The organism is Arenibacter palladensis (assembly GCF_900129275.1).
In the GTDB taxonomy this organism is placed as follows: domain Bacteria; phylum Bacteroidota; class Bacteroidia; order Flavobacteriales; family Flavobacteriaceae; genus Arenibacter; species Arenibacter palladensis.
Genome location: NZ_FQUX01000001.1, coordinates 1,346,360 through 1,371,559 on the forward strand (window position 1 = coordinate 1,346,360; position 25,200 = coordinate 1,371,559).

The window sequence follows — 25,200 nt, forward strand, 5'->3', positions numbered from 1 at the left end:
AAATTGTAATATTTTAGCCCATCAACCAAACTAATTTTTCAAATGCTAAGAAATACCTCCAGATTGTTTATTCTACCCCTTTTCAATTTTCTTTCACTGTGCTATTTAGTGATTTCCTTGCAGTCCTGTAAATCAGGACAGGCCGTTGCGGTTGAGCCGGATAAAAAAATGGCGGTAACGGAGACTTTCACGGAGAAAATTCCTGCTACCGATATTTCTTTTGATATGGTATTGATACCCGAAGGAAATTTTATGATGGGGAGTCCAGAGGACCAGGTAGACAGAAAGGCCGATGAAGGCCCAATGAAGACTGTAGAATTAGATGCCTTTTATATGGGTAAATACGAACTGGGTTGGGAGGTTTTTGAGTTGTTCTTTAAGCAGAACAAGAATTTGTTCGAGAGCTTGGAAGCGGAGAAGTTAAGCGGCATAGATGCCATTACTAGACCCAGCCCACCTTATGAGGATCCATCCTATGGTATGGGAAAGGTTGGGTATCCTGCAATAAGTATGTCGGCCTATTCCGCCTTGGTTTTCTGTAAGTGGCTAAGTACGGTTACGGGTAGATTTTACAGATTGCCCACAGAAGCAGAATGGGAATATGCCGCCAAGGCTGGAACCAATACAGCCTATTCTTTTGGTGATGATATTTCCAAAATTGATGAATATGCCGTGTATTACAAAAACTCCAATAATCAGTATGCCAAGATGGGGAGCAAACTGCCCAATCCTTGGGGCTTATATGATATGCACGGAAATGTCTCGGAATGGACCTTGGATGAGTACAAGGAAAATGCCTTGGCCATCACCGAGTCCAAGAACCCTTGGGTAAAACCTACCGTAATCCATCCCAGGGTAATCAAAGGAGGGTCTTGGGACGATGATGCAAAGACGCTTAGGTCGTCTGCGAGAATCGCATCCAGCTTGAAATTGCAAAAGAGGGATCCACAGATTCCAAAAAGTTTTTGGTGGAATACAGATTCCAACTTTATTGGATTCAGATTGGTAAGCCCAAAGGTTCAGCCCTCAAAAGAGGAGCAAAAGCAGTTTTGGCAAATTGTGTTGGACGAGTAGGATTCACATAAAACAATATTTGTAGACTAATCATTAAATTAAGCAGATGAAAAATACACTGTTCATACTATTATTCTTCCTAGTTTGTGCTGGTTACGCCCAAGAATCATATACGCTTTCCAAAGAAAGTGTCTTAAAAATCAATGGTAGTTCCACCATACATGATTGGACTGTGGCTGCCAATTCAATGACGGGGTCCATGAAAATGGAGGCTGGTAATGTAAAGAATTTGTTGCTACAAGTGGATGTGGCCCAAATTAAAAGTGAACGTGGGGCGGCCATGGACAAAAAAATGCATGCGGCCCTAAAGGTAGAGGAGCATCCTGAGGTATCCTTTAAATTTCAGGAAATCAAGAAATCTGCTGAATCGGAAAACACTTTTCAGCTTAAGGGATTGTTGAATATCGCCGGTGTTGAAAAAGCGGTGAACATAGCATTGGAATTCCAAGAAATTGAAGGGAAATATAAGTTTAAGGGAAGCAAGGAGCTAAAGTTACAGGATTATAATATGGAGCCTCCAACGGCCATGTTTGGCCAAATAATAGTGGGGGATAATGTTACCGTCGAATTCGATTTGGTCTATGCCAAAGGATAGGAGCTACTGTTCAAGAGTTTTGGAGTAGCTGTTTTGTTACTTGTATTGATTGTTTATTTCCATATTTCTTGTTTTCGTGACAATCCTAGGTTCAATAGTGAAATGGGTTGATATATGTGCAATGTTATTTTTGCGAATGCTCTTCCCTAAAAATTCCTGGAGTTATTCCGGTATGACTCTTAAAAATCCTGTTGAAATAGGATAGGTTTTCCAATCCCACTTTTTCTGCAATTTGCTTTAGGGAGTTGTTTGTGGAAAGCAATAGTAATTGTGCTCTTTCAATTCGTTTGGATTGAATGTATTTATTGGGGCGCATGCCAAAATTTTCATTGAAGACCCTGGAAAAATAATCTGTGTTTAGATGGCAGAAGTCGGCCAACTGCTTCACCGTTAAATTTTCGTGCAGATTTTCATTAATATAGTTTAGCACCATACCAAATTCCTTTTTTACATTATTTTTTGCTGATGTGGTGTTGGTATTCTTTATAAACCTTGAAAGCAATATCTCTAAAATGGCATGGGTTTCCAAGAATTCCGATGGACTTAATTCTTCGTTCTTCTTTTCAAAATCCATTAGTGTGGGTCTGTTGTCATATACCTTTGGATTGTTGTTTTCCAAATTTCGATTTGGATTTAATTCCAAAATACGCTTAAAGTAATACAGGTCCATAGGATTGGCTTTTGACTCGTAAATAAAGTTGCTAAAATTGAATATGGAATAACCATTTTTTATCTCCTCCAAACAACTGATATAATATTGCTCGTGGTAATCGTCGCATTTATACCGTCCAAAAGTATAACTGGGAATTAGATATATGTGGCCAGGCTTTAATTCAATGGCTCTATTACTATGGTATACCATGGCACTGCCCGTGGTGATGTAATAAAGGCGAATGAATGGGCTAATAACATCATCATAGTCCCAAAGTGGGTCCAGTTTTGCATACCCTACGTTTAATAATGCCAATTTTAAAGTTTGAAGTATTTTGGACATGGCTTAATTTTTTGTCGGATTTAGTACAGTGCTAACCAATAGATTTTTATCCTACTAAGGGAATAATTCAGAGCTAATTTAGTGAATATTTACGTTGGGAAGAGAAAAAGGCAAGGTGTTAATGTCGGAAATGTACAATACTTAAACTGATTTGGATGTACATTATGAATCCTTAAATTTTATCTTTGAAAAGGTAGCAAATAGATAGGTCGAGTATGGTGATTATTAAGAATCTTACAGTTTGTGTCTGTTTTTTATTATTATTTTCTTGTGGAGGTCCGGAAATACCTGAATTGGTATCTCTTGAATATGAAAAATTACCTAAGAAAGTGGATTTCAATCTGCATGTAAAGCCCATTCTTTCGGATAAATGCTTTATATGCCATGGCCCGGATAAGGCAAAAATAAAGGCCGACCTGCAATTGCATACCCCGGAAGCTGCCTATAGGGAATTAAAGGAATCCCCTGGAAAGTTCGCCTTAAAGCCAGGGAATTTAAAAAAAAGTGAGGTGTTCCATAGGATTATCTCAAACGATCCCAATTATATAATGCCAGAACCTGACTCCCACCTCTCCCTTTCCGACTATGAGAAAGCGGTCTTGATAAAATGGATAAAGCAAGGTGCCGAGTATAAAGATCATTGGGCATTTATAGAGCCCAAGGAATACGCTGTGCCAAAAGTTATGGATAAGGCCGGACTTGTAAAGAACCCTATCGATAATTTTGTATTGGCACGTTTGGAGCAGGAGAATTTGCAATTTTCCCCAAAAGCGGACAAGGAATTATTGTTGAGAAGGCTGTACCTGGATTTAACTGGATTGCCTCCAACCTTGGAGGATATGGATGCTTTTATGAAGGATCCGTCACCCGAGGCCTACGAAAAGGAAGTGGACAAGTTATTGTCCTCTCCGCACTATGGGGAGCAAATGGCCTTGGATTGGATGGACTTGGCCCGTTTTGCAGATACCCATGGCTATAGTGTTGATAGATATCGAGATATGTCCCCATGGCGTGATTGGGTTATAGATGCCTTTAACAAAAATATGTCCTATGAGCAATTTATAACTTGGCAAATGGCGGGTGACCTTATCGAAAACCCTACTCGGGAAACTATTTTGGCCACAGCTTTCAACCGTGTTCATCCACAAAATATGGAGGGGGGCATTGTAAGTGAAGAGTTTTTGGTGGAATATGCGGTAGACCGGGTAAGTACAGCTGGACAAGCGTTTATGGGGTTAACCGTAGCCTGTGCCAGATGTCACGATCATAAATATGATCCCATATCACACAGGGATTTCTATGAACTTACCAGTTTTTTCAATAATGTAAACGAATCGGGACAGATTTCTTGGAATGATGCCACCCCAGTACCTACCTTAATGTTGACCACGGAAGAGGAAGAAAAGGTGCTTTCCTATATGGAAGGTTTAATTGAGGAAACAGAAGGGGAAATCAAAAAATTGGAACAGGAGGAAGTAGCTGTCAATTTTGATAAATGGCTGTCGGAAAAGCAATACAAATCCCTTGGGATGAAAGTTCCTTCAAACGGATTAACGGCCTACTTCGATTTAAACGATCAAAGTTTGCAAAATGTCATCGATCCAAAACATAGGGGAACTATGAAGCGGGAAGGTACCGAAGGACAAAAGATTAATCTTTCCGAGGGAAAACAGGGTAAAGGGGTTCTGTTTGATGGAGATACTTGGTTGGATTTGAGAAAGACAGGTGTTTTTGGAAGAAATGATGCCTTCAGTATAGGTTTATGGGCAAACATACCTGCGAATATCAAGAATGGCAATATTTTCCACAAAGGCGATGGCGCCATTTTGTACAATTGGCGTGGGTATCATCTGAAGATAGTGGACAATAAATTGGAACTTATGATGGCACATACAGCACCCAACAATGCCATTGTAGAGATTGCCAAAAATACGTTTCCACGGGACCAATGGGTGCATTTTGCCATTACCTATGATGGCTCCAGCAAGGCTGAAGGATATAGGTTGTTTGTTAATGGTAAGGAGATGGAAACCACCGTAAAAACTGATAACCTATACAAGGACATTCTTTTTAGAAACAATAATGAACCTGGCTTGCAATTGGGGGCAAGATTAAGGGGTAAAGGAATAAAAGGAGCTGTGGTAGATGAGATAAGGGTGTATGAAAGGGACTTGTCGGCCTTGGAGGTGATGCAACTTGCAAGCGATCCTCAATTAAGTGAATTACTAAAAAAAGAGGTAGTTAGTCTTGGGTCCGTGGATAAAAAAATATTGCAGGAACACTATTTGAAGTCGGTTTCCCAAGCCACCAAACTAGAGCAGCATAAATTGGCGGAATTGCGTAAGAGCTATGTGGATAGTCTGGAAAAAGTAAAAGAAGTAATGGTCATGGAGGAGACCCCGGAACCCGTGCAGTCCTACATATTGGATCGGGGAGTGTATAACGCCAGGGGGGAAGAAGTGTTTCCCAATACACCTAAAGCTATATTGCCCATGCCCGAAGACTACCCAAAAAACCGATTGGGATTTGCCAAATGGTTGTTTCATAAAGAGCACCCTCTTACGGCCAGAGTGGCGGTGAACAGGTTCTGGCAACACTATTTTGGGTTTGGTCTGGTAAAGACTTCGGAGGACTTTGGAAATCAGGGAGAAATGCCAAGTCACCCTAAATTATTGGATTGGTTGGCCTTGGAATTTAGGGACTCGGGATGGGATGTTAAGGCATTTCAGAAATTGATAGTGATGTCCCACACCTATCAGCAATCTTCAATGGTAAGTAAGGAATTAATGGAAATGGATAGTGATAATAGACTATTGGCAAGAGGACCTTCCAAGAGGCTATCCGGGGAGATGTTGCGCGATAATGCCTTGGCCAGTTCTGGTTTGCTAAACAAAACTATTGGTGGGGAAAGTGTTAGTCCTTACCAACCTGAAGGGCTATGGCGGGTAAACAATGCTACTTATAGGCAGGATACCGGGGATAAACTGTACCGAAGGAGTATGTACACCATCTGGAAGCGTTCCGTACCACATCCTACCTTGGCTACCTTTGATGCCCCGGCTCGGGATGTTTGTACCATTCAAAGACAGGAAACCAACACCCCGCTACAGGCTTTGGTATTGCTCAATGATCCCACTTATATTGAGGCATCAAGGGTTTTGGGCAAGCGTATGAGCGATTCTGGGGATTTAAAAGTGGCCATTTCCAATGTTTTTAGACAGCTTACCGGGCGAAAAATTAAGGAGGATGAACTGCAATTGCTGGTGGACCTTCAAGAGAATGAATACAAAAAATTCGCGACCAACTTGGAAAGAACAAAAGGATGGCTGAATACAGGTGAATTTAAATTGGATAACGGGGACGACAAGGCTTTGGTAGCTGCCAATGCGGTGGTGGCCAACACTATTATGAATGCAGACGCCTGTATTACCAAAAGATAATAAGATAAAGAAAAGCAGAATTAAAGAGGAGATTATGTGCGATCATCATGATAAATTAAGATCTAACAATCGGGACCTTCAGAGTATCGAAAAACAGTGGGATAGAAGGGAGTTCTTTAAAAAGACCTCTTTAGGTATAGGGGCTATGGCCCTTGGCTCATTATTGCAGTCGGAAAAGCTTTGGAGCGCTGTTAATCCTGTAGCTGGTCCCATTGATTCTTTAAATTCCTTCGCTAAAAATAAATTGGGATTGCCACATCATTTGCCCAAGGCAAAGCGTATTGTGTACCTTTTTCAAAGTGGTGGTCCCTCACAATTGGATCTGTTCGATTATAAGCCCAAACTTAAGGATATGTTTGGTCAGGATTTACCGGATTCCATAAGGGCTGGGCAGCGCCTCACGGGGATGAGCGCGGATCAAACTGCTTTTCCTATTGCCGCATCCACTTTAAATTTTAAACAGTACGGGGAATCCAGGGCTTGGGTCAGTGATGCCATGCCCTATTTGTCCGAGGTAGTGGATGATCTTTGTTTTATTAAGGGCATGCATACCGATGCCATTAACCATGATCCGGCCATAACCTTTTTTCAAACCGGGAGTCAACAACCGGGAAGGCCATCTATAGGTTCTTGGATAAGTTACGGATTGGGATCGGACAATGATAATTTACCCACTTTTATATCCTTGGTCTCCAAAAATGGTTCAGGGCAACCCTTGTACTCCCGTTTATGGGGCAATGGTTTTTTGCCTACAGAACATCAGGGGGTACAGTTCCGGTCAGGAAAGGATCCTGTACTCTATTTGGGTGACCCCGAGAATTATGACGGCAATGACCGCAGACAAATGCTGGATTATTTGAAAAAATTGAATGGAATGGCATATGATGCCTTTGGCGATCCGGAAATTAATGCGAGAATAGCGCAATATGAAATGGCCTACAGAATGCAGACTTCTGTTCCAGAGGTGACGGATACTTCGGACGAGCCCGACTATATTTTTGATATGTATGGTCCCGATAGTCGAAATCCCGGAACATATGCGGCAAATTGTTTGATGGCCCGTAAATTATTGGAAAAGGATGTGAAATTTGTTCAATTGTACCATCAAGGTTGGGACCAACATGGCAATTGTCCTGGGGGAGTAAAATATCAAAGTAAAAATACAGATCAGGGAACCGCCGCATTGATAAAGGATTTGAAACAACGTGGCATGCTGGAAGATACTTTAGTGGTATGGGGTGGAGAGTTTGGACGAACAGTTTACTCCCAAGGCCAGCTTACTGAAACAAACTACGGTCGTGACCATCATCCTAAGGCCTTTACCATGTTTATGGCAGGGGCAGGGGTGAAACCTGGATTTACCTATGGCGAAACCGATGACTTTGGGTATAATATTATCAAAGATCCGGTACATACCCACGATTTTCAGGCCACTTTATTGCACCTGTTTGGAATTGACCATGAAAGACTGACTTTTAAACATCAAGGTCGAAGATACAGACTTACCGATGTGCATGGAGATGTTGTAAAGGATATTCTTGTCTAATGCATAAAGAAGAAATATGTTGCCAGCAGTTTTAAAAATTAGGAATGGAAAGTAGTGTGCCAGATTTTATATTGTTTTTAGGAAGATTTCACCCATTGGTGGTGCATTTGCCAATTGGGTTCTTAATTTTTGCCTTCATGTTCGAACTTTATGGGCGTTGGAAAAGGGATTCTACGGTCTCCAAGGGGATTGAGTTTGCCTTATTGGTAGGGGCTTTAAGCGCAGCGGTTGCCTGTGTCCTAGGCTATATGCTTTCCTTGAGCGGGGATTATGAGCAGGCAATGCTGGATACCCATTTTTGGTTTGGAATAGCAACTACTTTAGTTACATTTTTCGCTTGGTCCATTCGTTCGGGCAAACTTAATATACCAAAATTGAGCGGTCTAAAACCCAATATGGCCGGCCTGACCCTTGTGGTGGTTTTGGTGGGTATTACAGGGCATTACGGAGGCAATTTAACTCACGGAAGCGACTATTTGGTAAAATACGCCCCGTTTGGTAGAAAGGAAAAAGTAGTGTTGCCACCAATTGACAAATTGGAGGATGCCGCTGTCTATGACTATTTGGTAAATCCTATCCTGGATGCCAAGTGTACTAGTTGCCATAATTCCAGCAAGAAAAAGGGCGGACTCTCCTTACAGGACAGTATGGCCGTTAAAAAAGGTGGTAAAAATGGTGAGGCTTTTATTGCAGGAAATGTCGCCAAGTCCGAGATGATGAGACGTACAATGCTGGATCCCCACCACGAGGATTATATGCCTCCTGAAGGTAAAACTCCCCTTACCGATGAGGAGAAATCAATTTTGTCGTTTTGGATAGAAAAGGCAAATGCGGATTTTAGGGTAACAATGGGGGAATTGGAAACTCCTGAGGAAATAATAAGTATTGCCTCCAACATTTTAGGTTTGGAAGATGTAACCGGCAAAAGTGGAATACCCTTGCCCAAAGTGGGCCTAGTAAATGAGGAAATACTTAAGGATATTGCAGGTGCAGGATTTAACGTTCGGGAATTAATATTTGAATCCGGTTTGTATGAGGTTGTTTTGCCGCCTCATTTTATTGATTCCAAGAACGGCGATGATTTGGATGGGAAGCTGGAGAAGCTGCTTCCTATGAAGGATAATATAATTTGGCTTTCCCTCAAGGACAATGAAGTGCAGGACAGGCATTTAAAAACCATCGGTCAATTTGTAAACCTTCAAAAAGTAGAATTGGAAAAAAATCCGATCACAGACTTGGGTATAGCTGAAATTACAGGGATTCAAAGTATAACAGGACTTAATTTATATCAAACTAAAATTACGGCATCAAGTTTTGATAACTTCATAAAAATGAAGGGATTGGAACGTGTGTACGCTTGGGGAACGGCTATAACTGAAGATGAGGTAGCAAGATTTGCCGAAAAACAAAATCGTCCCGCCATAATAATGGGAATGTAAAAATTGGTGCTGTTCTAGTTGTATATTGTGAAATATGTTTAGAACGTGAACTTGAGCATAGTTAATTGTGAAAATTTTACAGGCTTAATTAAAAATATGTTATTATTTTAGTATAAATAATATAATATATGTAAAAAGAGAAGTTGTAACTTCTCTGCCAAGGATATCGGGCTTTACGGCCCTTTCCAAGCGAAATCAAAATAGATAAAATATAGTTCCCTAATGAAACAAAAATTAAGCATAGGAATAATTCTAGTGGGTCTGGTAGCCCTGTTGTTCGCATTTAAGTCGGGGCTTTTCAAATCCTCCGGTGACGAATATGCGGATCAGAAGTTGCCCAAGGTGGTGGATTATAATTTTCATATAAAGCCCATACTTTCGGACAACTGCTATACCTGCCACGGTCCGGATGCCAACAAGCGGAAGGCCGGTCTGCGCCTGGACCTGGAGAAGGAGGCCTTATCGGAACTGCCGGAGAATCCCGGGAAATATGCCATTGTAGCGGGCAAGCCCTCCAACAGTCTGTTGTACCAACATGTGGTCTCTGATGATCCGAAGCAGCTTATGCCCCCACCGGATTCGCAATTGGCCCTGAACTCCTATGAAAAAAAACTATTAAAAAAATGGATAGAACAAGGTGCCAAATTCGATAAGCATTGGGCCTTTATCCCGCCCAAAAAGGCGGAGCTGCCAACATCGGAACGGACGGATTGGGCGCAAAATGAGATCGATGCCTTTATTATGGAAAAACTGGAGGAGAACGATCTGGCACCTTCCGAAAAGGCGGGGCAGCATACGCTTATAAGAAGAATGGCCTTGGACCTTACGGGCCTGCCGCCCAATGCGGATCAGGTCCAACGATATCTCTCCAATTCCTCGGTTGACATTTTGGAACTGGCCATAGATGAATTTTTGGCTTCCCCTACATATGGGGAGCGGATGACCCAGGTATGGCTCGATGTGGCCAGATATGCGGATTCACATGGCTACCAGGATGATAGTTATAGGAGCATGTGGCCCTGGCGCGATTGGGTGATCCATGCCTTTAACAACAACATGCCCTATGATGAGTTCCTAAGGGTGCAATTGGCGGGCGACCTAATGCCCAATGCCTCCAAGGAGCAGATCCTGGCTACCGGGTTCAACAGGAACCATCCCATAACACAGGAAGGCGGTGTAATCCAGGAGGAGTACCAATCCTATTATGTGGTGGACCGTACCAACACCTTGGGCAAGGGCATATTGGGACTTACCCTGGAATGCGCCAAATGCCACGATCACAAATACGACCAACTGTCCCAAAGGGATTATTATGAGATATATTCCTTTTTCAACAATGTGGATGAAAAGGGGCTGCGTATGGATGCTGTACAGGCTGCCAATCAGAAATATTTTGCCGATGCGCCATTTATGACCATTACGGATGAAGAGACCCAGGGGGTGCTGTCCTTTATCAACAAGGATGAAGGGAAGGACGTTAAGGTGATGGTCATGAACGATTCCATGCCCAGAACGACCTATATTTTTAACCGGGGGGAATATGATAGTCCCGGGGAGGAAGTAACTCCCAATGCCCCTGAAATAATACTTCCGTTTTCCGAAAATCTTCCAAAGAACAGATTGGGACTGGCCCAATGGGTGACCGATGAAAACAATCCGTTGACCGCCAGGGTCTTTGTGAACAGGATCTGGGGGATGTTGTTCGGGAACGGGCTTGTGGAAACATCCGAAGATTTTGGGGTACAGGGCAGCTTGCCCAGTCACCCTCAGCTATTGGACTGGATTGCCAAGGATTTTATGGAACACGATTGGGACATCAAATACCTGTTAAAGAAAATAATGCTGTCCGCTACTTATCAGCAAAGTAGTATAGCTACAGAGGAGTCCAAAAAGGTGGACCCCGACAATAAGTGGCTTTCTAGGGCTCCCAGGTTTAGGATGAGCGGGGAGATCATTCGGGACTATGTTCTGGCCACCAGCGGGCTGTTGAACAAGGAAATTGGTGGCCCCAGTGTAAAACCTTATCAGCCACCGGGACTATGGGAGGAGACCAATGCTGGAGGCAATAGGGGGGTGCTTACTACCTATGTAGCGGATGAAGGTGATAAATTGTATAGGCGTTCGTTGTACACCCTTTGGAAGAGGACCCTGCCACCGCCCAGTATGTCCATTTTTGATGCGCCCAACAGGGACATCTGCGAGGTAAGGCGTCAAAAGACCAATACCCCATTACAGGCTTTGGCACTGCAGAACGATGTCCAGATGTTGGAGGCCGCCCGGGTACTGGCCGAAAATACCATTACGGATACCAAAGATGCGGAACAGTGGGTTACCACAGTATTCCAGCGTATCTTGGTGCGGAACCCCAAAGAAGAGGAAAAAAAGGTTTTGGAGGAATATTATACCGATGCCCTGGACAAGTTCTTGAACGACAAGGAGAATGCCGAAAAATTGATTGCCCAAGGAGAATATAAAAGATTGGACACCGATCCGGCAAAAACGGCCGCGCTGATGTTGACGGCCCAGGTAATCTACAATCTAGACGAAACAATTACCAAAGAATAACGATTATGGAAGAAGACAAAACAAATTCTGAAAATCCCCTCAAGGTAAACCGAAGACACTTCTTTTCCCAATTAAGTGTAGGTATCGGTTCTTTGGCTTTGGGCTCATTGTTAATCCCAGACCTTTTTAAGGGTGGCCCCAAACCATTGGCGAGTCAGCCATTGGGAATTCCCCATTTTGCCCCAAAGGCGAAACGGGTAATCTATTTATTTCAATCCGGAGCGCCATCCCAGTTGGAATCCTTTGATTATAAACCTACCCTTACCAAGCGTATGGGAGAAGATTTGCCAGAATCTATACGGAACGGGCAACGGCTTACCGGTATGACCGCTGGTCAGGATAAATTTCCATTAATGCCTTCTGCGGCCAAGTTTGCCCAACATGGTAAAAGTGGGGCCTGGGTAAGCGAATTTTTCCCTCATATTGCCAAAATTGCGGACGAGATATGTATTGTTAGGAGTATGCATACCGAGGCCATTAACCATGACCCGGCGATTACCTTTTTTCAAACGGGCAGTCAGCAATCGGGCAGGCCAAGTATGGGCTCCTGGATGAGCTATGGGTTGGGAAGTGAAAATCAAAATTTACCCTCCTTTGTGGTCCTTACCTCTAGGGGGAAAGGTAATAGCCAAGGTTTGTATTCCAAGCTTTGGTCCAGTGGATTCTTGGATTCCAAGCATCAAGGGGTACTTTTGAGGTCGGGGAAGGATCCAGTGTTATATTTGAACGATCCCGACGGAATTTCACGTTCCGATAAACGACATTTATTGGACCATGTGTCTTCACTTAATAAAATTCACCATGTGGAAACGGGCGACGATGAGATAGAATCAAGGATAGCCCAATATGAAATGGCCTATAGGATGCAAATGTCGGTACCCGATGTTATGGATATTAAAAAAGAACCGGAATCCATCATAAAATTATATGGGGAGGATTCCCAAGTACCCGGAACTTATGCAGCCAATTGCCTTCAGGCCCGTAGGTTAGCTGAGAACGGGGTGCGCTTTATACAGTTGTACCACCAGGGGTGGGACCAACACGGCAACCTGCCCAATGAAATGGCAGGTCAGGCCAAGGATGTGGATCAGGCATCCGCAGCACTTATTCTGGATCTAAAACAACGTGGCATGTTGGAAGATACATTGGTTATCTGGGGAGGGGAGTTTGGAAGGACCAACTATTGTCAAGGTAATTTTGATCCCAAGAATTACGGTAGGGACCATCACCCAAGAGCCTTTAGCATATGGATGGCCGGTGGCGGAATTAAACCGGGCATTACCTATGGGGAAACCGATGAATTTGGATATAATATTGTGAAGAATCCGGTTCATATCAACGATTTCCACGCCACTATTATGAATAATTTGGGGCTGGACCACGAACAATTAATTTATAAATATCAGGGACGCCGTTTTAGGCTTACGGATGTTGCCGGTAATGTTGTAAAAGATATCTTAACATAGTATATGGCTCAAAAAAATAGTACTCCTTGGGTCGATTATGTTATTTTCGGTCTTACTGTATTTCTTGTTTTCTGTTTAATTTTCGAATCTTTTATAGATCTACCCAGTCTTGTGGCCTGGTTGGGGCGTTGGCATCCCTTGATACTGCATTTTCCCATTGTATTATTGCTAATGGCCGCTGTTATAGGCCTTTTAAATCAAATAGTACCCAAGCTTTTGCTAACCATTGCAACGCTTTCCGCCTTGGTAACAGCCATTACGGGATTCTTTTTGGGAACGGAGTCCGTACCAAAGGGCGACCTCATTTTTTGGCATCAATGGATGGGGGCAGGAGTGGCTTTTTTAGCCGTAGTATGGTATTGGTTGAGCACCAATCATTTGCAACAAACCTATCTGGTAAAGGGGATACAAGTGGTATTGATTCTACTGGTTGGACTCACGGGCCATTACGGGGGAATGATTACACATGGAGAGGATTTTTTGGCTTTGCCACGAAGTAAGAAATTGGAGAAGATTCCCGAAGACCCTTTAATTTATGAGCATATAGTTTATCGGGTATTGGATAATAATTGCATAGGTTGCCATAATCCCAACAAGAAAAAAGGGGAGCTGTTGATGACCAATATAAACGAGCTTCTCCAGGGAGGAGAAAGCGGACCGGCTTTGGTCCTAGGGGATCCCGGCAACAGCGAGCTAATTAGACGTCTTCATTTGCCCATGGAGGACGAGGAACATATGCCTCCGGATGGCAAGAAACCTTTAACTGAAGATGAAATACAAATTTTGGAACGGTGGATAGCCTTGGGGGCGTCGGACACCTTAAAGTTGAGTCATTTGGACAATAGTGAACCTTTGGCAGGAATGGTCAAAAAAATGATGGATTCCGGTACAGAGAATTCATGGGCAAAACTTCCAAAAGTAGCGGACAGCACCTTGCAAAATTTGGCATCGGATTACGTCACCATAAAAAGGATTGCCAGCAATTCGCAGGCTTTGAGTATATCTGTGTTCTTACCACCAGAATATGATCCTAAGAATATTACGGATTTAAAGCGGATTGCCAATAATATTGTTGAATTGGATTTGAGTGGGATTCCTCTTGGGGAAAAGGAAATGGAACTGGTGGCATTGTGTAAAAATTTGGAATGGTTGGAAGTGGACCGTACCCCCATCACGGATATGGAGTTTGCAAAAATAATCGGGCTTGAAAATTTAAGAGTATTAAAGGCTTATGAAACGGGTATTAGCGATGAAAGTGTTGCTGTTCTAAAGGATTTCAAGGGCCTTAAAAGTCTTTATGTATGGGAGACACAAATTTCCGATCAAGGGCTTTCCGAGCTAAGGGAAGCTTTGCCCAGTTTACACTTGGATTATGGAATTGATCCTGAACTCAAAACAGAATTTATAGAGAAGGACACCATTGTGGATAGTATACAGTAAATTCGTAAGTAGATAAATAAATACTTAGAATGTATATGACCTGCCGTATTCCAATAGTCATTTTACTTGTTGTCTTTCATTCGTTATCAATAGCCCAAAAAAGGTATGAGTATACCCACCAACAAATGGGTACGCAAATTGGTCTGGTTTTTTATGACAACAATGAGGATATGGCCAGAGCCGATTCCATTGCACAATTGGTTTTCAATAGAATAGATGCACTTAATAACACTTTGAGCAATTATCTACCGCAAAGTGAAATAAATAAACTATGCAACAGTTCAAATATTAACGTTGCGGTTAGCGATGACCTTTTCCGATTATTGCAAATTTCCGGGGATTTTTCAGTAGATACCAATGGTGCTTTCGATATCACCCTAGGTCCGCTCATTGAACTATGGAAAAAAGCTAGGAAAAACAGGCAAGTACCTTCAACAGCCGAAATAAGGACCACACAACAAAGAACCGGTCATGGCAATTTGGAATTCCCAATGGTAAATGTGGTAAGGTTAACACAAGAAGGAATGCAATTGGATGTTGGTGGAATAGGAAAAGGGTTTGCTGCGGATGAGGCTATTAGCCTACTAAAAAGGAATGGTATAAACGCGGCTTTGGTAGATATGGGTGGAGACGTTACAGTGAGTGAGGCCCCGCCCAATAAGGAGTTTTGGACTTTGGGCTTTGGTTATTTCGATAAAAATGGGCGAGAAGTGTTTCAAAAAGTAAAGCTTAAAAATCGGGCTGTGGCCACCTCTGGGGATTTATTTCAGTATGCTGTGATCGATGGGAAGCGGTACTCGCATATCATCAATCCTAAGAATGGCATGGCGTTGAGCAACAATATTCAAGTATCGGTTATAGCTCCCAATGGTGCTATGGCAGACGCTTACGCATCCGCCTTAAGTGTTTTGGGAATTGAGGAAGGTAGGAAAATTGTTGAGGAAACAACGGATTTGGAGGTTTTTATGGTGGAGGATGTGCCTGGATCATACCAGCAGTGGAATAGTTCTGGATTTTTAAAATATATAGTTGAGGATTGAAACAAGATTATAAATAATTACGGGCTCCTTCCCCCAGAAGGGGAAGGTGGACCATTCCACGAGCGAGTGGATTGGGACGGAAGGGGTGATTTTGAGGATCAATTGGTGTTCAGAACAGGATCCCTTCCGACTTTTGCCCCTGAAAAAGGTCCAAAAGCCACCTTCCCTTATCAAGGGAAGGAGCAAATGTTATTGCTATATTTAGGAAATACATTAGAATAATAAGATTGAAAAAAAGAAGAGGGTTCCTTCCCCTAGAAGGTGAAGGTGGATCAATCCACGACCGAGTGGATTGGGACGGAAGGGGTGATTTTGAGGATCAATTGGTGTTTTTAGCTGGATCCCTTCCGACTTTTGCCCCTGAAAAAGGTTCAAAAGCCACCTTCCCTTGCCAAGGGAAGGAGCAAAAGTTATTGTTATATCGAGGAAATAAAGGAGAATTATTGAAATATCAAAGTTTAAAAAGTTCCTTCCCCTAGAAGGGGAAGGTGTTCTGCTTCACCTCAAGTGAAGTGGAACGGAAGGGGTGATTTTGGAAAATTAATTGGTGTTTTTAGCTAGATCCCTTCCGACTTTTGCCCCTGAAAAAGGACCAAAAGCCACCTTCCCTTATCAAGGGAAGGAGCAAAATGAGAATTATATTTGGGAGGGATATGAAGCCTAAAAAAATACATAACAGACCTGAAACCAAAACAAACAGAATCCAACTTCGAAAAAGCTTGACTTCTGCCGAAGCCTTCCTTTGGAATGAATTAAAGGGCAAAAAACTGGATGGCAGAAAATTCAGAAGACAGCACGGTATCGGAAATTATATTACGGATTTTTATTGTGCACAAGAGAATTTAATAATAGAATTGGACGGAGAGGTACACAACAACGCAATTTCAAATGAAAAAGATGATAGGAGAACAGCATATTTGAATGGCGAGGGATACACGGTTGTCCGTTTCGAAAATAAAATGGTTTTTGAAAATTTACCCAGTGTTTTGCAGGAAATAAGGGATAATTTCAATAATAGTAAGGATTAAAGAGTTCCTTTCCCTAGAAGGGGAAGGTGTTCTGCTTCACCTCAAGTGAAGTGGAACGGAAGGGGTGATTTACGAAAGATAAATTTGTGCTAGGAGCTGGATCCTTTCCGACTTTTGCCCCTGAAAAAGGTTCAAAAGCCACCTTCCCTTGCCAAGGGAAGGTGCAAAAGTTATTGCTATATTAAGGAAATACATTGTAATTATAGGATTGAAAAAAAGAAGTGGGTTCCTTCCCCTATTAGGGGAAGGTGGACCAATCCACGACCGAGTGGATTGGGACGGAAGGGGTGATATAGGAAGACGAATTGGTGTTTTGAGCTGGATCCCTTCCGGCTTTTGCCCCTGAAAAAGGTCCAAAAGCCACCTTCCCTTATCAAGGGAAGGTGCAAAAGTTATTGTTATATCGAGGAAATAAAGGAGAATTATTGAAATATCAAAGTTTAAAAAGTTCCGTCCCCTATTAGGGGAAGGTGGACCAATCCACGACCGAGTGGATTGGGACGGAAGGGGTGATTTTGAGGATCAATTGGTGTTTTGAGCTGGATCCCTTCCGGCTTTTGCCCCTGAAAAAGGTTCAAAAGCTACCTTCCCTTATCAAGGGAAGGAGCAAAAGTTATATTTTGGTTTAATACAGGTTATACAGGAAGTTAAATGAAAACAATCGACAAAATAAAACAACTGGCAAAAACTTATTCCGAAGAGTTTGTTGGTGTTAGGAGGTATCTACACCAGCACCCGGAACTGTCTTTTAAGGAACATCAGACCTGTACCTATGTACGGCAGCAGCTTACGGCTATCGGAATTGACACTATTGAATCTGTAGCTGAAACTGGTTTGTTGGTCACGATTAATGGAAAAGATAAAGGCAAAACCATTTTGTTGAGGGCGGATATGGATGCTCTTCCCATCCAAGAGGAAAATACGGTGGAGTACGCTTCCCAAAATAAAGGGGTTATGCATGCCTGTGGACATGATGTGCATATGACTTCTTTGATGCTGACCGCTAAAATATTATTTGAGCTTAGAAATGATTTTTCAGGAACCGTAAAATTATTATTTCAACCTGGAGAGGAATTAATGCCTGGTGGGGCTACTCTGGTAATGAAAGAGGCCGCCTATAAGTCCATAGGTCCCATACCCCATTTGGGACAACATGTAATGCCAAATATTCCTGCTGGAAAGGTAGGTTTTAGGCCTGGACTATTTATGGCCAGTATGGACGAAATTTATATTACCATCCTTGGTAAAGGAGGTCATGCTGCAGTGCCAGAAGAATGTATAGACCCAATTCTCATTGCCTCGCATGTTATTGTTGCGGCTCAGCAAGTGGTTAGCAGAATGGCTTCGCCCAAAACGCCCAGTGTCTTGTCTTTTGGTCGTATTATTGGGGATGGCGCCAATAACGTAATACCGGATAAGGTAATTATTGAAGGTACTTTTAGAACCTACGATGAGGAATGGAGAACAGAGGCCATTGACAAACTGACTAAGATGGTAAAATCCATAGCCGAGGGGATGGGAGCAGAATGTATTGTGGATATTCCAAGGGGGTATCCACATTTAAAAAATGACCAGGAATTGACGAATGCGATGAAAAAGGGGGCAATAGACTACCTTGGATCGGACAATGTGGTTGACCTGGATTTATGGATGGCTGCCGAAGATTTTGCTTACTACACCCAAAAAAATCAGGCCTGCTTTTATTTGTTGGGGGTAGGGAATACGGAAAAGGGAATTACTTCTGGTTTACATACCCCAACCTTCAACATAGATGAATCGTCTTTGGAAACAGGAGGGGGCTTAATGGCCTGGCTGGCTTTGGAATCTCTGGTTTAGAAGCTATATTAGTTAGCGTGGGATAACCTTTTCACCAGTTTTTCTACAGTTAAACCTTGAACAAGGATAGAAAAGACGACGACCACATAGGTAATGACCAAGAAAAGATCCCGATGCATTTCGGCGGTAAGTCCCAATGCCAAGGCAATGGAAATACCTCCTCTTAACCCGCCCCAAGTCATGATAATGTTGGTATTGGGGACAAAATCCAGCTTTTTCTTAAAGAAGTTGATGGGCAATAATAGGGAAAGGTATCTGCAAGCCAATACCACTGGAATGGCAATTAGACCAGCAATAAAATAATTGAGTTCAATGGTGAGGACCAAAATTTCCATGCCAATAAGAACAAACAATATGGTATTTAAAAGAATGTCCAGCAATTCCCAAAATTTATCCACATAGGTCTCTGTGGTCTCTGACATTGCTGCGTTTCTTACTTTGTCGTTGCCTACAACGAGTCCAGCAGTTACCATGGCCAAGGGAGCTGATAAATGTAGTTGATGTGCAATGACAGTACCCGTCATTACTGCCGCCAAGGTGATAATAACCTCAATATCATAGTCATCTATAGATTTCATGAGCCTAAAGGTGATCCATCCTAATAGCAGGCCCAAAACAAGTCCCCCGATTACTTCTTGACCAAACAATTTTAGAATTTCGCTCGCACCCGTTTCGCTACTTCCAAAGGAAGCAATCTGAAAAATGGTTAAGAAAACCACTACACCAACCCCATCGTTGAACAGTGATTCCCCTACAATTTTGGTTTCCAATTTTTTAGGTACCCCGGCTTTTTTAAGGATGCCAAGAACAGCAATGGGATCGGTCGGGGATATAAGGGCCCCAAAAAGTAAACAATACACATAGTCTATAGGTAAACCAACGACATTTAAAGTATAGTACATGGCCGATCCTACCAAGAATGTGGAGACCAAAACCCCTAGGGTGGCAAAGGCAAAGACGGGCCATCGCTGTACTTTTAACTGTTCAAAATTGGTATGCAGAGCCCCGGCAAATAAAAGAAAGCTCAACATTACATCCATCAATACGGTTCTAAAATCGATATGCGTAATGATATATTTTTCAGCATTTAATAGAGTGTCATCAAACCCACTTATGGCAAAAATGACTAGGGTAAATACAATGGTAATAAGCATTAGGCCAATAGCATTGGGTAATTTTAAAAACCGAACATTGATATATCCAAAAATGGCAGAAAGAAAAATCAATACAGTGGCAATAGTGAAATAGTCCATTTGGTGGAGTCGTTTTTACAAAAATAGGATATAACTTTTAAGAATGTAGGCTATATCCAAGTTGAAATTTAATACCGTAGGGATCGACTTCATTTTTTTAGGGAATAAATTTTTTCCTGTATAACAACCAACTAATGTTTTGTTTACTTTTAGACCTACCATAGGGTATTGTGCTATGAAAGGCTATTTGCAGTATTTTATTAGTTTTCTGTTTGTTATGCTGATTTATGGCATTCATATGTTGCCTGTGTCGGATAGTATGTTGAATGAAAACAACACCAAGCTGTCCCATGTTTTTTTGGCATCCCAAATTAGATATCATCAGGAATTTGCACCCTTTGCAAGACGCCCATTAACGTCTTTGTTGATCGAAGGTTCCTCGGGTATTTTTGGCATTACTTTAGGGGAGTCCTTTGTACTTGTAAACCTATTATTGTTGTTTTATAGTGGATTGTTGGTTTATAAGATTTCATTGAAGCTAAACGCAACAAGGGGGCAGGCACTATTTAACCAAGTGTTTTATTTTTTTACATTTTCCATCCTATTCGCTTTTTTTCCGCCTGTTTTCAGTTATGATGAGCCTCTGCAATATTGTTTGATCATGCTCGGTATTTTGGCTTTGATCCGTGAAAAGTGGCTGCATTATGTCCTCTTATTTTTGTTGGCAATTATTGCAAGGGAAAGTAGTTTATTTCTTATCCCCGGATTGGCCATTATTTTTTCAGGTTTTAGTTTGAAATCCAAGAATATGTGGTCCTTTTCCATAAAAAGAAAATTGCTTCTGCTTTTAGTGCCCCTGCCGCTTTATTTTATTTATTTGGGGATATTCTTATGGGCTACCGGTATTTGGAAAGAAACATCAGAAGTGGCAGCCAACAGGCTAAGCTGTTATTTTCAAAATTTTGGTACATATGCCAGTACTGTAGAATCTATAGTCTCTTTTTTTTTGGTTTTAGGTCCCAGTCTATATTTTCTTTATATGGGCAATAAGAATAAAATATATTCTGCAATGGAAAAAAAGTACGTTCAGGCCTTTTTACTCGCCCTCGTCATTAATACGCCTATTGTGATGGTGGCTGCATTGTCCAGGGAATCCAGGTTGTTTGCTTTGCCGCTTATTTTTTTGTGGCCTTTGGCCGGGCAATTGTTTGGAAAGGAATTGGCGCTTTTAAAGAGGCTCAATTTGTATTTGAATTGCTTTAAAGATTGGAGATATAGTGTGTTGCTGCTGGTTTTGTCCTTAATAAGTTACGCGGTTGCGTATAGGTTGTATATACCCAGTTTTCCATCCAAGGATAATTTTTTTAACGAGTATTTATTTGTAATGCTTTTGATTATGTCGGTGCACTTTTTATTTGTTAATTTTTTAAAGAGAACTATGGGAGCCTCAAGGTAAGGACAATGTGGCTGATTACTTTTTCAATTACTCTCCAACCTACCTATGTAATACTGTTACCACTAAATTGGGATCAGGAGGTATGGTGGAATTGTCGAATTCCTTTCTGTGCGTAATTCCCAATGTATCATAGGATGCCAATACTAGATCTAAATAACCCTTTTCTACAATGCTATTGTCCCTGTCCCTTTCAGGATTGAACTCATTTGACGGCAGTGCCTTGTAGGCATATATTATACCATTTTCAAAATTGTATTCTTCAACCCGATCGGTGACATCAATTCTGGTATAACCTAATTCAAATTCATCAAACAATGCCAATTCTTCCGGGGTCACAAAATATAAAGTGCAGTTTAATCGTATGTCCTTATTCTCAATAATATTTAAAAAAATAGACTTTTCGTAAGTCATTTTGCTGTTATTGTCAAAAGAATAGGATTCATAGTTTATATATTCTGCAGGGAAATTTGGGTCGTTATTGGGAGCAACAAAATTCCAGGCCCTCTGCAGACCATTCAAATGTACCAAATAGATTGAATCTTGATATTTTCTGCCTAATACTTCTTCAACACTCTTTAGAGAGGATAACATGCCATATCCTATCATTCCTACTTTTCCCTCTTGGATTTTTATAGTGGATTTTTTGTTCATATTTATTTAAACTAATGTGTTGCTATTATATGTGTTGTGTATAAATGGTGATGGACTATATATTACTTGAATATCCGGTCCATTTCGATAACCTTTCTGACCATCAGGCTCAAAATTAGTCGAATTTTGCAATGCTATATTTGTGAATATTAAAATATTTCATCCAAAGCTTTTGTTCTATACTCAAATATCTCCTTCAGCTTTCCCTTTATAATAAGAGTATTGGCGATACTCCCCAGTAGTCCCAAAGGTGGCTGGTAGCTAACAATATCTGTCATTAAAGTTCCGTTGGGAATGGATTCTATAATATGTTGATGGTGCCATATCCTGTATGGACCAACCCTTTGTTCATCAACAAAATAGCTGTTTTCCTTTAAGTGGGTAATTTCAGTAACCCAAGTTGTTTTAATTCCGAACAAGGGTGAAACCTTGTAGCTTATAATCATTCCAGCGTACATTTTGGAAGGAACGTCTTTGGAAGTGATATCAAAGCCCATATAATCCGGGGTTATTTTTTTTAGATTGGCGGGGTCGGAAATAAATTCCCATACCTTCTCAACGGGGGCGTTGATTTCTTGTGTTTTTTTAAATTGATAAAATCCCATATGTACTAGATGTATTAGTTAGAATTTGATTTCTTTTTTAATAATAATGAAAATACGAGGGGTAGCGTTGTAATTATTATTAAGCTGAGGAAGATTAGTCCATAATTATTCTTGACCCAAGTAATTTCACCAACAAAAAAACCTGTCAATAAAAAAAGGCTTATCCATAAAATAGCCCCTAAAATAGTATTCTTTAAAAATAAACGGCGTTCCATATAGACCATACCGGCCAAAAATGGAATATAGGTTCTAATAATTGGGAAAAAACGTCCGACAATTATTGCCCTTCCCCCGTGTTTATCATAAAATTTCTGGGCTTTTGGCAGATGTTTCAACAAGTATTTCTTTAGAAAATAATTTTCGCTGCGTTGCAATTTTTCACCCAAATATTTTCCAGTGATAAAATTTAGAAGGTTTCCAATAATGGCGGCTATTATAAGAATTACCAGCAATATCCAAATGTTTAGGTTGGTCGAAGCGGCAACTACCCCGGCCGAAAACAATAATCCATCCCCAGGCAAAAAAGGAAAGACGATAAGACCGGTCTCGAGCATAATGATAAAAAAAAGTAGCACATAGGCGTAATAAACATTATTGGCCACCAAGGCCAATAAAGCATCATCGGTATGCAATATTATTTCTAATAACCTGTCCATTGTAATGTAATTATTTAGAATCCCTTGTTTATTTCAGTTGAAAATAATGCGGTTGGGAAGTACTTAGTCCTGTACTTAGGGTAAAATTGTTGCCCTAATATTGCCATGGCTACAATATTGTGGTAGTTGTGTTATGGCAAAACGTAGATTTTCCATTGTAAAAATAGTTTATTAAATGTACGTAATATCTCCTATGATAAGATGAGGTCCTTAATAAAATAAATAAATATTAGGTAAGCTTTAAGAAACCGTTCTTGGGTTTTTATTGTTAAACCTCTTTAAAGTTGTTGTTGAATTCGTTGGGGCAAGCAAGATAAATAGCTTTAAAGTTAAAGATAATTAGATTCATAGTTATTATTGATTGAAACCGAGTCTTGTAAATAACTTTTCCAATTGCTATTTATTCATAATTCCATAGATATTACAACAATTAATTAGTGTCTAGGAAGTGTGAAATAATCGGCAAAAACCAGGGAGGAATTAATCAAAAAAATCGTAGTCACGCCTTATAATGTGTGACTACGATTTTAATGAATAAAAAATCGGGTTTTTGGTCCTTTGCTGCAAGTATCTTTGTAAGTGCTATTGGACCTTAAATCTGTCTTATTCCAAAATTAAACAAAGGAAATACCTTGCTTTGCACATATCTCCGCTACTTTTTGAAAGTCTGGTGGGCCGGGTGGTAGTTGGGCTAATTCCTCAAACATATGTTCTATTCCGGCCGGAAAAGCAGAGGTAATCATTTTGGCCTTTTCGGTACCCACAACTGTCCAGGAATGTGGAATGTTTTTTGGGGCAAAGGCCACATCTCCCTCATTTAAGACTGTGGTTTCCCCATCGACCATTATTTCGATTTGTCCTTTAATTACCCTAAATATTTCATCTTCCTTGGTATGGATGTGTGGAGGTATGCCTACCCCGGGTTCTACATTGTCTACCCATTCCACTATCTGGTTTCCAGTTTCGCTGCCCACTAGTTTATGGGTCTGAATATCCCCAATTACATTTAAGACATTTCCTTCCTCGTCCTTAATGATTTTTGGTTCTGTCTTTATAGAATATTCGTTGGCCGAAGCCGACTGACATTGTACCATACCAGGCATCATCACCATGCCCAACCCTATTCCGGATGCTTTTAAAAATTTTTTCCTGTCCATAATATTGTTTTTAGAGTCAGCAAATTAGGTCAATACCTAAAGCAAGGGAATGTGAAAAACAGGGTATATCCTTAGATTTTGCCGCTTTTAGCTTTCTCTAAGCATGGATGGGGTAATTCCAGTGTGTTTTTTAAAAAAATAACTGAAATAATCTGGAGAGGAGAAGCCGAGTTCAAAGCAGATTTCTTTGATGGTTTTATCCGTAAATTTTAACTGGTGACGAGAGCTCATTATTCTTTTTTCGGTTATAACGGCCTTTGCGTTAACACCAATGGTTTCCTTTATGCATTCATTTAAATAGTTGTCGGATACATTGAGCATCTCTGCATAGTCGCTTACCTTATGATTCACGGAAAAGCGTTTGTCTACCAGTTTTTTGAATTTATAAACGAGCGTCTTTTTTGCGTTATTTTCCGATATGACCGATTTAATGTTGCATTGCCCGTCACAATAGACAAAAATGGTGTTTAATAAGGAAATTATGGCATCGTCCTTATGGTTAAGTTCCGATCCTATAAGTTCGTCCAGCATTTCCAAAATAGACTGAACCCTATTTTCTATACCAGGAGAGAGATTTATTTTAGGAATTGCATCTGAGGTAAAGAGCCTTACTTCGTTAATGTGAAGTTTGCTCAACAATGGGTTGTCCAATATTTCTTGGGACAAATACAAGATATAACCAGAGGACGAGCCCGTATTTTCCTTTATTAGTTTCCAATCGATACTAGGGCGAAGAAAGAAAAGCGAATTGGATACATTTCTGTACCGGATCTTGTCTATTTCAAGCCATTTTACTCCGTTTTTAATCCAGAAAAGCGAATAATACCCCTCATATTTTTTTGAGGTGGTATTGTTTACTATTCGCGATATTTTTATGGCTTCTGGATCCATAGACAAAGGTGCAGCCTGTTATTATTTGGTGCCCATCAGGCTGTAACAATTTTCGGAAGAAATATCCGAAATATAAATATGCAAAAACTTTGGGGGAATAGCAAGGTTGGTATGGGATAAATGCTAAG

At 41.0% G+C, this 25,200-nt stretch carries 20 protein-coding genes; 13 read left to right on the forward strand and 7 right to left on the reverse strand.

The annotated features are described in order from the left end of the window. Nucleotides 1–42 precede the first annotated feature (42 nt). Together BUA60_RS05395 and BUA60_RS05400 are read left to right on the forward strand one after the other, a co-directional pair. Nucleotides 43–1,074 (forward strand): formylglycine-generating enzyme family protein, encoded by a 1,032-nt coding sequence (locus BUA60_RS05395; protein WP_084532482.1) that lies wholly within the window; start codon nt 43–45, stop codon nt 1,072–1,074. Between the two features lie 46 nt (nt 1,075–1,120). After that, nucleotides 1,121–1,669, forward strand: coding sequence for a YceI family protein (locus tag BUA60_RS05400; RefSeq protein WP_072860654.1), 549 nt, complete (start codon nt 1,121–1,123; stop codon nt 1,667–1,669). 124 nt (nt 1,670–1,793) lie between these two features. Here the strand turns inward: BUA60_RS05400 and BUA60_RS05405 are convergent, their stop codons facing one another. Further along, nucleotides 1,794–2,663 (reverse strand): helix-turn-helix domain-containing protein, encoded by an 870-nt coding sequence (locus BUA60_RS05405; RefSeq protein ID WP_072860655.1) that lies wholly within the window; start codon nt 2,661–2,663, stop codon nt 1,794–1,796. Nucleotides 2,664–2,878: 215 nt separating this feature from the next. Here BUA60_RS05405 and BUA60_RS05410 point away from each other — a divergent pair, with 215 nt between their 5' ends. From BUA60_RS05410 to BUA60_RS05460, 10 genes are all read left to right on the forward strand, one after another. Then, nucleotides 2,879–6,103 carry a DUF1553 domain-containing protein gene (locus BUA60_RS05410; RefSeq protein ID WP_072860656.1) on the forward strand — a complete coding sequence of 1,075 codons (3,225 nt, stop codon included), beginning with the start codon at nt 2,879–2,881 and terminating at the stop codon, nt 6,101–6,103. Nucleotides 6,104–6,137: 34 nt separating this feature from the next. After that, on the forward strand, nt 6,138–7,649 hold the full coding sequence (locus tag BUA60_RS05415) for a DUF1501 domain-containing protein (protein ID WP_072860880.1): 1,512 nt from the start codon (nt 6,138–6,140) through the stop codon (nt 7,647–7,649). Nucleotides 7,650–7,693: 44 nt separating this feature from the next. After that, nucleotides 7,694–9,088 (forward strand): DUF2231 domain-containing protein, encoded by a 1,395-nt coding sequence (locus BUA60_RS05420; protein ID WP_072860657.1) that lies wholly within the window; start codon nt 7,694–7,696, stop codon nt 9,086–9,088. A 222-nt stretch (nt 9,089–9,310) separates the two neighbouring features. Then, a complete protein-coding gene (locus BUA60_RS05425; RefSeq protein ID WP_072860658.1) occupies nt 9,311–11,653 on the forward strand; it encodes a PSD1 and planctomycete cytochrome C domain-containing protein in 2,343 nt (780 codons plus the stop codon). 5 nt (nt 11,654–11,658) lie between these two features. Continuing rightward, nucleotides 11,659–13,119, forward strand: coding sequence for a DUF1501 domain-containing protein (locus BUA60_RS05430; protein ID WP_072860659.1), 1,461 nt, complete (start codon nt 11,659–11,661; stop codon nt 13,117–13,119). 3 nt (nt 13,120–13,122) lie between these two features. Next, on the forward strand, nt 13,123–14,559 hold the full coding sequence (locus BUA60_RS05435; RefSeq protein ID WP_072860660.1) for a c-type cytochrome domain-containing protein: 1,437 nt from the start codon (nt 13,123–13,125) through the stop codon (nt 14,557–14,559). Between the two features lie 125 nt (nt 14,560–14,684). Beyond that, nucleotides 14,685–15,599 carry an FAD:protein FMN transferase gene (locus BUA60_RS05440; RefSeq protein ID WP_072860661.1) on the forward strand — a complete coding sequence of 305 codons (915 nt, stop codon included), beginning with the start codon at nt 14,685–14,687 and terminating at the stop codon, nt 15,597–15,599. Nucleotides 15,600–15,826: 227 nt separating this feature from the next. Further along, nucleotides 15,827–16,078: a hypothetical protein gene (locus BUA60_RS05445; RefSeq protein WP_072860662.1), complete on the forward strand. Its 252-nt coding sequence runs from the start codon at nt 15,827–15,829 to the stop codon at nt 16,076–16,078. A 150-nt stretch (nt 16,079–16,228) separates the two neighbouring features. Continuing rightward, complete coding sequence (locus tag BUA60_RS05450; protein ID WP_245802498.1) at nt 16,229–16,627, forward strand: endonuclease domain-containing protein; 399 nt, start codon at nt 16,229–16,231, stop codon at nt 16,625–16,627. A 651-nt stretch (nt 16,628–17,278) separates the two neighbouring features. Continuing rightward, complete coding sequence (locus tag BUA60_RS05460) at nt 17,279–18,463, forward strand: M20 metallopeptidase family protein (protein WP_072860664.1); 1,185 nt, start codon at nt 17,279–17,281, stop codon at nt 18,461–18,463. 8 nt (nt 18,464–18,471) lie between these two features. On the opposite strand, the gene BUA60_RS05465 is transcribed toward BUA60_RS05460, so the two are convergent. Then, nucleotides 18,472–19,716, reverse strand: coding sequence for a cation:proton antiporter (locus tag BUA60_RS05465; RefSeq protein ID WP_072860665.1), 1,245 nt, complete (start codon nt 19,714–19,716; stop codon nt 18,472–18,474). Nucleotides 19,717–19,891: 175 nt separating this feature from the next. On the opposite strand from BUA60_RS05465, the gene BUA60_RS05470 reads away from it, so the two are divergent. Continuing rightward, the gene (locus tag BUA60_RS05470; protein ID WP_072860666.1) at nt 19,892–21,112 is read left to right on the forward strand and encodes a hypothetical protein; all 1,221 of its coding nucleotides are present in this window, start codon (nt 19,892–19,894) and stop codon (nt 21,110–21,112) included. 39 nt (nt 21,113–21,151) lie between these two features. Here the strand turns inward: BUA60_RS05470 and BUA60_RS05475 are convergent, their stop codons facing one another. From BUA60_RS05475 to BUA60_RS05495, 5 genes are all read right to left on the reverse strand, one after another. Continuing rightward, nucleotides 21,152–21,763 carry a gamma-glutamylcyclotransferase gene (locus BUA60_RS05475; protein ID WP_072860667.1) on the reverse strand — a complete coding sequence of 204 codons (612 nt, stop codon included), beginning with the start codon at nt 21,761–21,763 and terminating at the stop codon, nt 21,152–21,154. A 149-nt stretch (nt 21,764–21,912) separates the two neighbouring features. After that, on the reverse strand, nt 21,913–22,368 hold the full coding sequence (locus BUA60_RS05480; protein ID WP_072860668.1) for an SRPBCC family protein: 456 nt from the start codon (nt 22,366–22,368) through the stop codon (nt 21,913–21,915). Between the two features lie 14 nt (nt 22,369–22,382). Next, complete coding sequence (locus BUA60_RS05485) at nt 22,383–23,024, reverse strand: VTT domain-containing protein (protein WP_072860669.1); 642 nt, start codon at nt 23,022–23,024, stop codon at nt 22,383–22,385. A gap of 614 nt (nt 23,025–23,638) precedes the next feature. Next, nucleotides 23,639–24,181 carry a cupin domain-containing protein gene (locus BUA60_RS05490; RefSeq protein ID WP_072860670.1) on the reverse strand — a complete coding sequence of 181 codons (543 nt, stop codon included), beginning with the start codon at nt 24,179–24,181 and terminating at the stop codon, nt 23,639–23,641. A gap of 87 nt (nt 24,182–24,268) precedes the next feature. Then, nucleotides 24,269–25,072, reverse strand: coding sequence for an AraC family transcriptional regulator (locus tag BUA60_RS05495; RefSeq protein ID WP_072860671.1), 804 nt, complete (start codon nt 25,070–25,072; stop codon nt 24,269–24,271). Between the last annotated feature and the right edge of the window lie 128 nt (nt 25,073–25,200).

Excerpts from the sequence above, each read along its gene's own strand:
- BUA60_RS05460 (WP_072860664.1), top strand. The coding sequence starts at position 17,279 with ATGAAAACAATCGACAAAATAAAACAACTGGCAAAAACTTATTCCGAA.
- BUA60_RS05410 (WP_072860656.1), top strand. The coding sequence starts at position 2,879 with ATGGTGATTATTAAGAATCTTACAGTTTGTGTCTGTTTTTTATTATTA.
- BUA60_RS05465 (WP_072860665.1), bottom strand. The coding sequence starts at position 19,716 with ATGGACTATTTCACTATTGCCACTGTATTGATTTTTCTTTCTGCCATT.
- BUA60_RS05425 (WP_072860658.1), top strand. The coding sequence starts at position 9,311 with ATGAAACAAAAATTAAGCATAGGAATAATTCTAGTGGGTCTGGTAGCC.
- BUA60_RS05440 (WP_072860661.1), top strand. The coding sequence starts at position 14,685 with ATGGGTACGCAAATTGGTCTGGTTTTTTATGACAACAATGAGGATATG.
- BUA60_RS05495 (WP_072860671.1), bottom strand. The coding sequence starts at position 25,072 with ATGGATCCAGAAGCCATAAAAATATCGCGAATAGTAAACAATACCACC.
- BUA60_RS05415 (WP_072860880.1), top strand. The coding sequence starts at position 6,138 with ATGTGCGATCATCATGATAAATTAAGATCTAACAATCGGGACCTTCAG.
- BUA60_RS05400 (WP_072860654.1), top strand. The coding sequence starts at position 1,121 with ATGAAAAATACACTGTTCATACTATTATTCTTCCTAGTTTGTGCTGGT.
- BUA60_RS05470 (WP_072860666.1), top strand. The coding sequence starts at position 19,892 with ATGAAAGGCTATTTGCAGTATTTTATTAGTTTTCTGTTTGTTATGCTG.
- BUA60_RS05430 (WP_072860659.1), top strand. The coding sequence starts at position 11,659 with ATGGAAGAAGACAAAACAAATTCTGAAAATCCCCTCAAGGTAAACCGA.
- BUA60_RS05395 (WP_084532482.1), top strand. The coding sequence starts at position 43 with ATGCTAAGAAATACCTCCAGATTGTTTATTCTACCCCTTTTCAATTTT.
- BUA60_RS05405 (WP_072860655.1), bottom strand. The coding sequence starts at position 2,663 with ATGTCCAAAATACTTCAAACTTTAAAATTGGCATTATTAAACGTAGGG.
- BUA60_RS05480 (WP_072860668.1), bottom strand. The coding sequence starts at position 22,368 with ATGGGATTTTATCAATTTAAAAAAACACAAGAAATCAACGCCCCCGTT.
- BUA60_RS05420 (WP_072860657.1), top strand. The coding sequence starts at position 7,694 with ATGGAAAGTAGTGTGCCAGATTTTATATTGTTTTTAGGAAGATTTCAC.
- BUA60_RS05435 (WP_072860660.1), top strand. The coding sequence starts at position 13,123 with ATGGCTCAAAAAAATAGTACTCCTTGGGTCGATTATGTTATTTTCGGT.
- BUA60_RS05490 (WP_072860670.1), bottom strand. The coding sequence starts at position 24,181 with ATGGACAGGAAAAAATTTTTAAAAGCATCCGGAATAGGGTTGGGCATG.
- BUA60_RS05475 (WP_072860667.1), bottom strand. The coding sequence starts at position 21,763 with ATGAACAAAAAATCCACTATAAAAATCCAAGAGGGAAAAGTAGGAATG.
- BUA60_RS05450 (WP_245802498.1), top strand. The coding sequence starts at position 16,229 with ATGAGAATTATATTTGGGAGGGATATGAAGCCTAAAAAAATACATAAC.
- BUA60_RS05485 (WP_072860669.1), bottom strand. The coding sequence starts at position 23,024 with ATGGACAGGTTATTAGAAATAATATTGCATACCGATGATGCTTTATTG.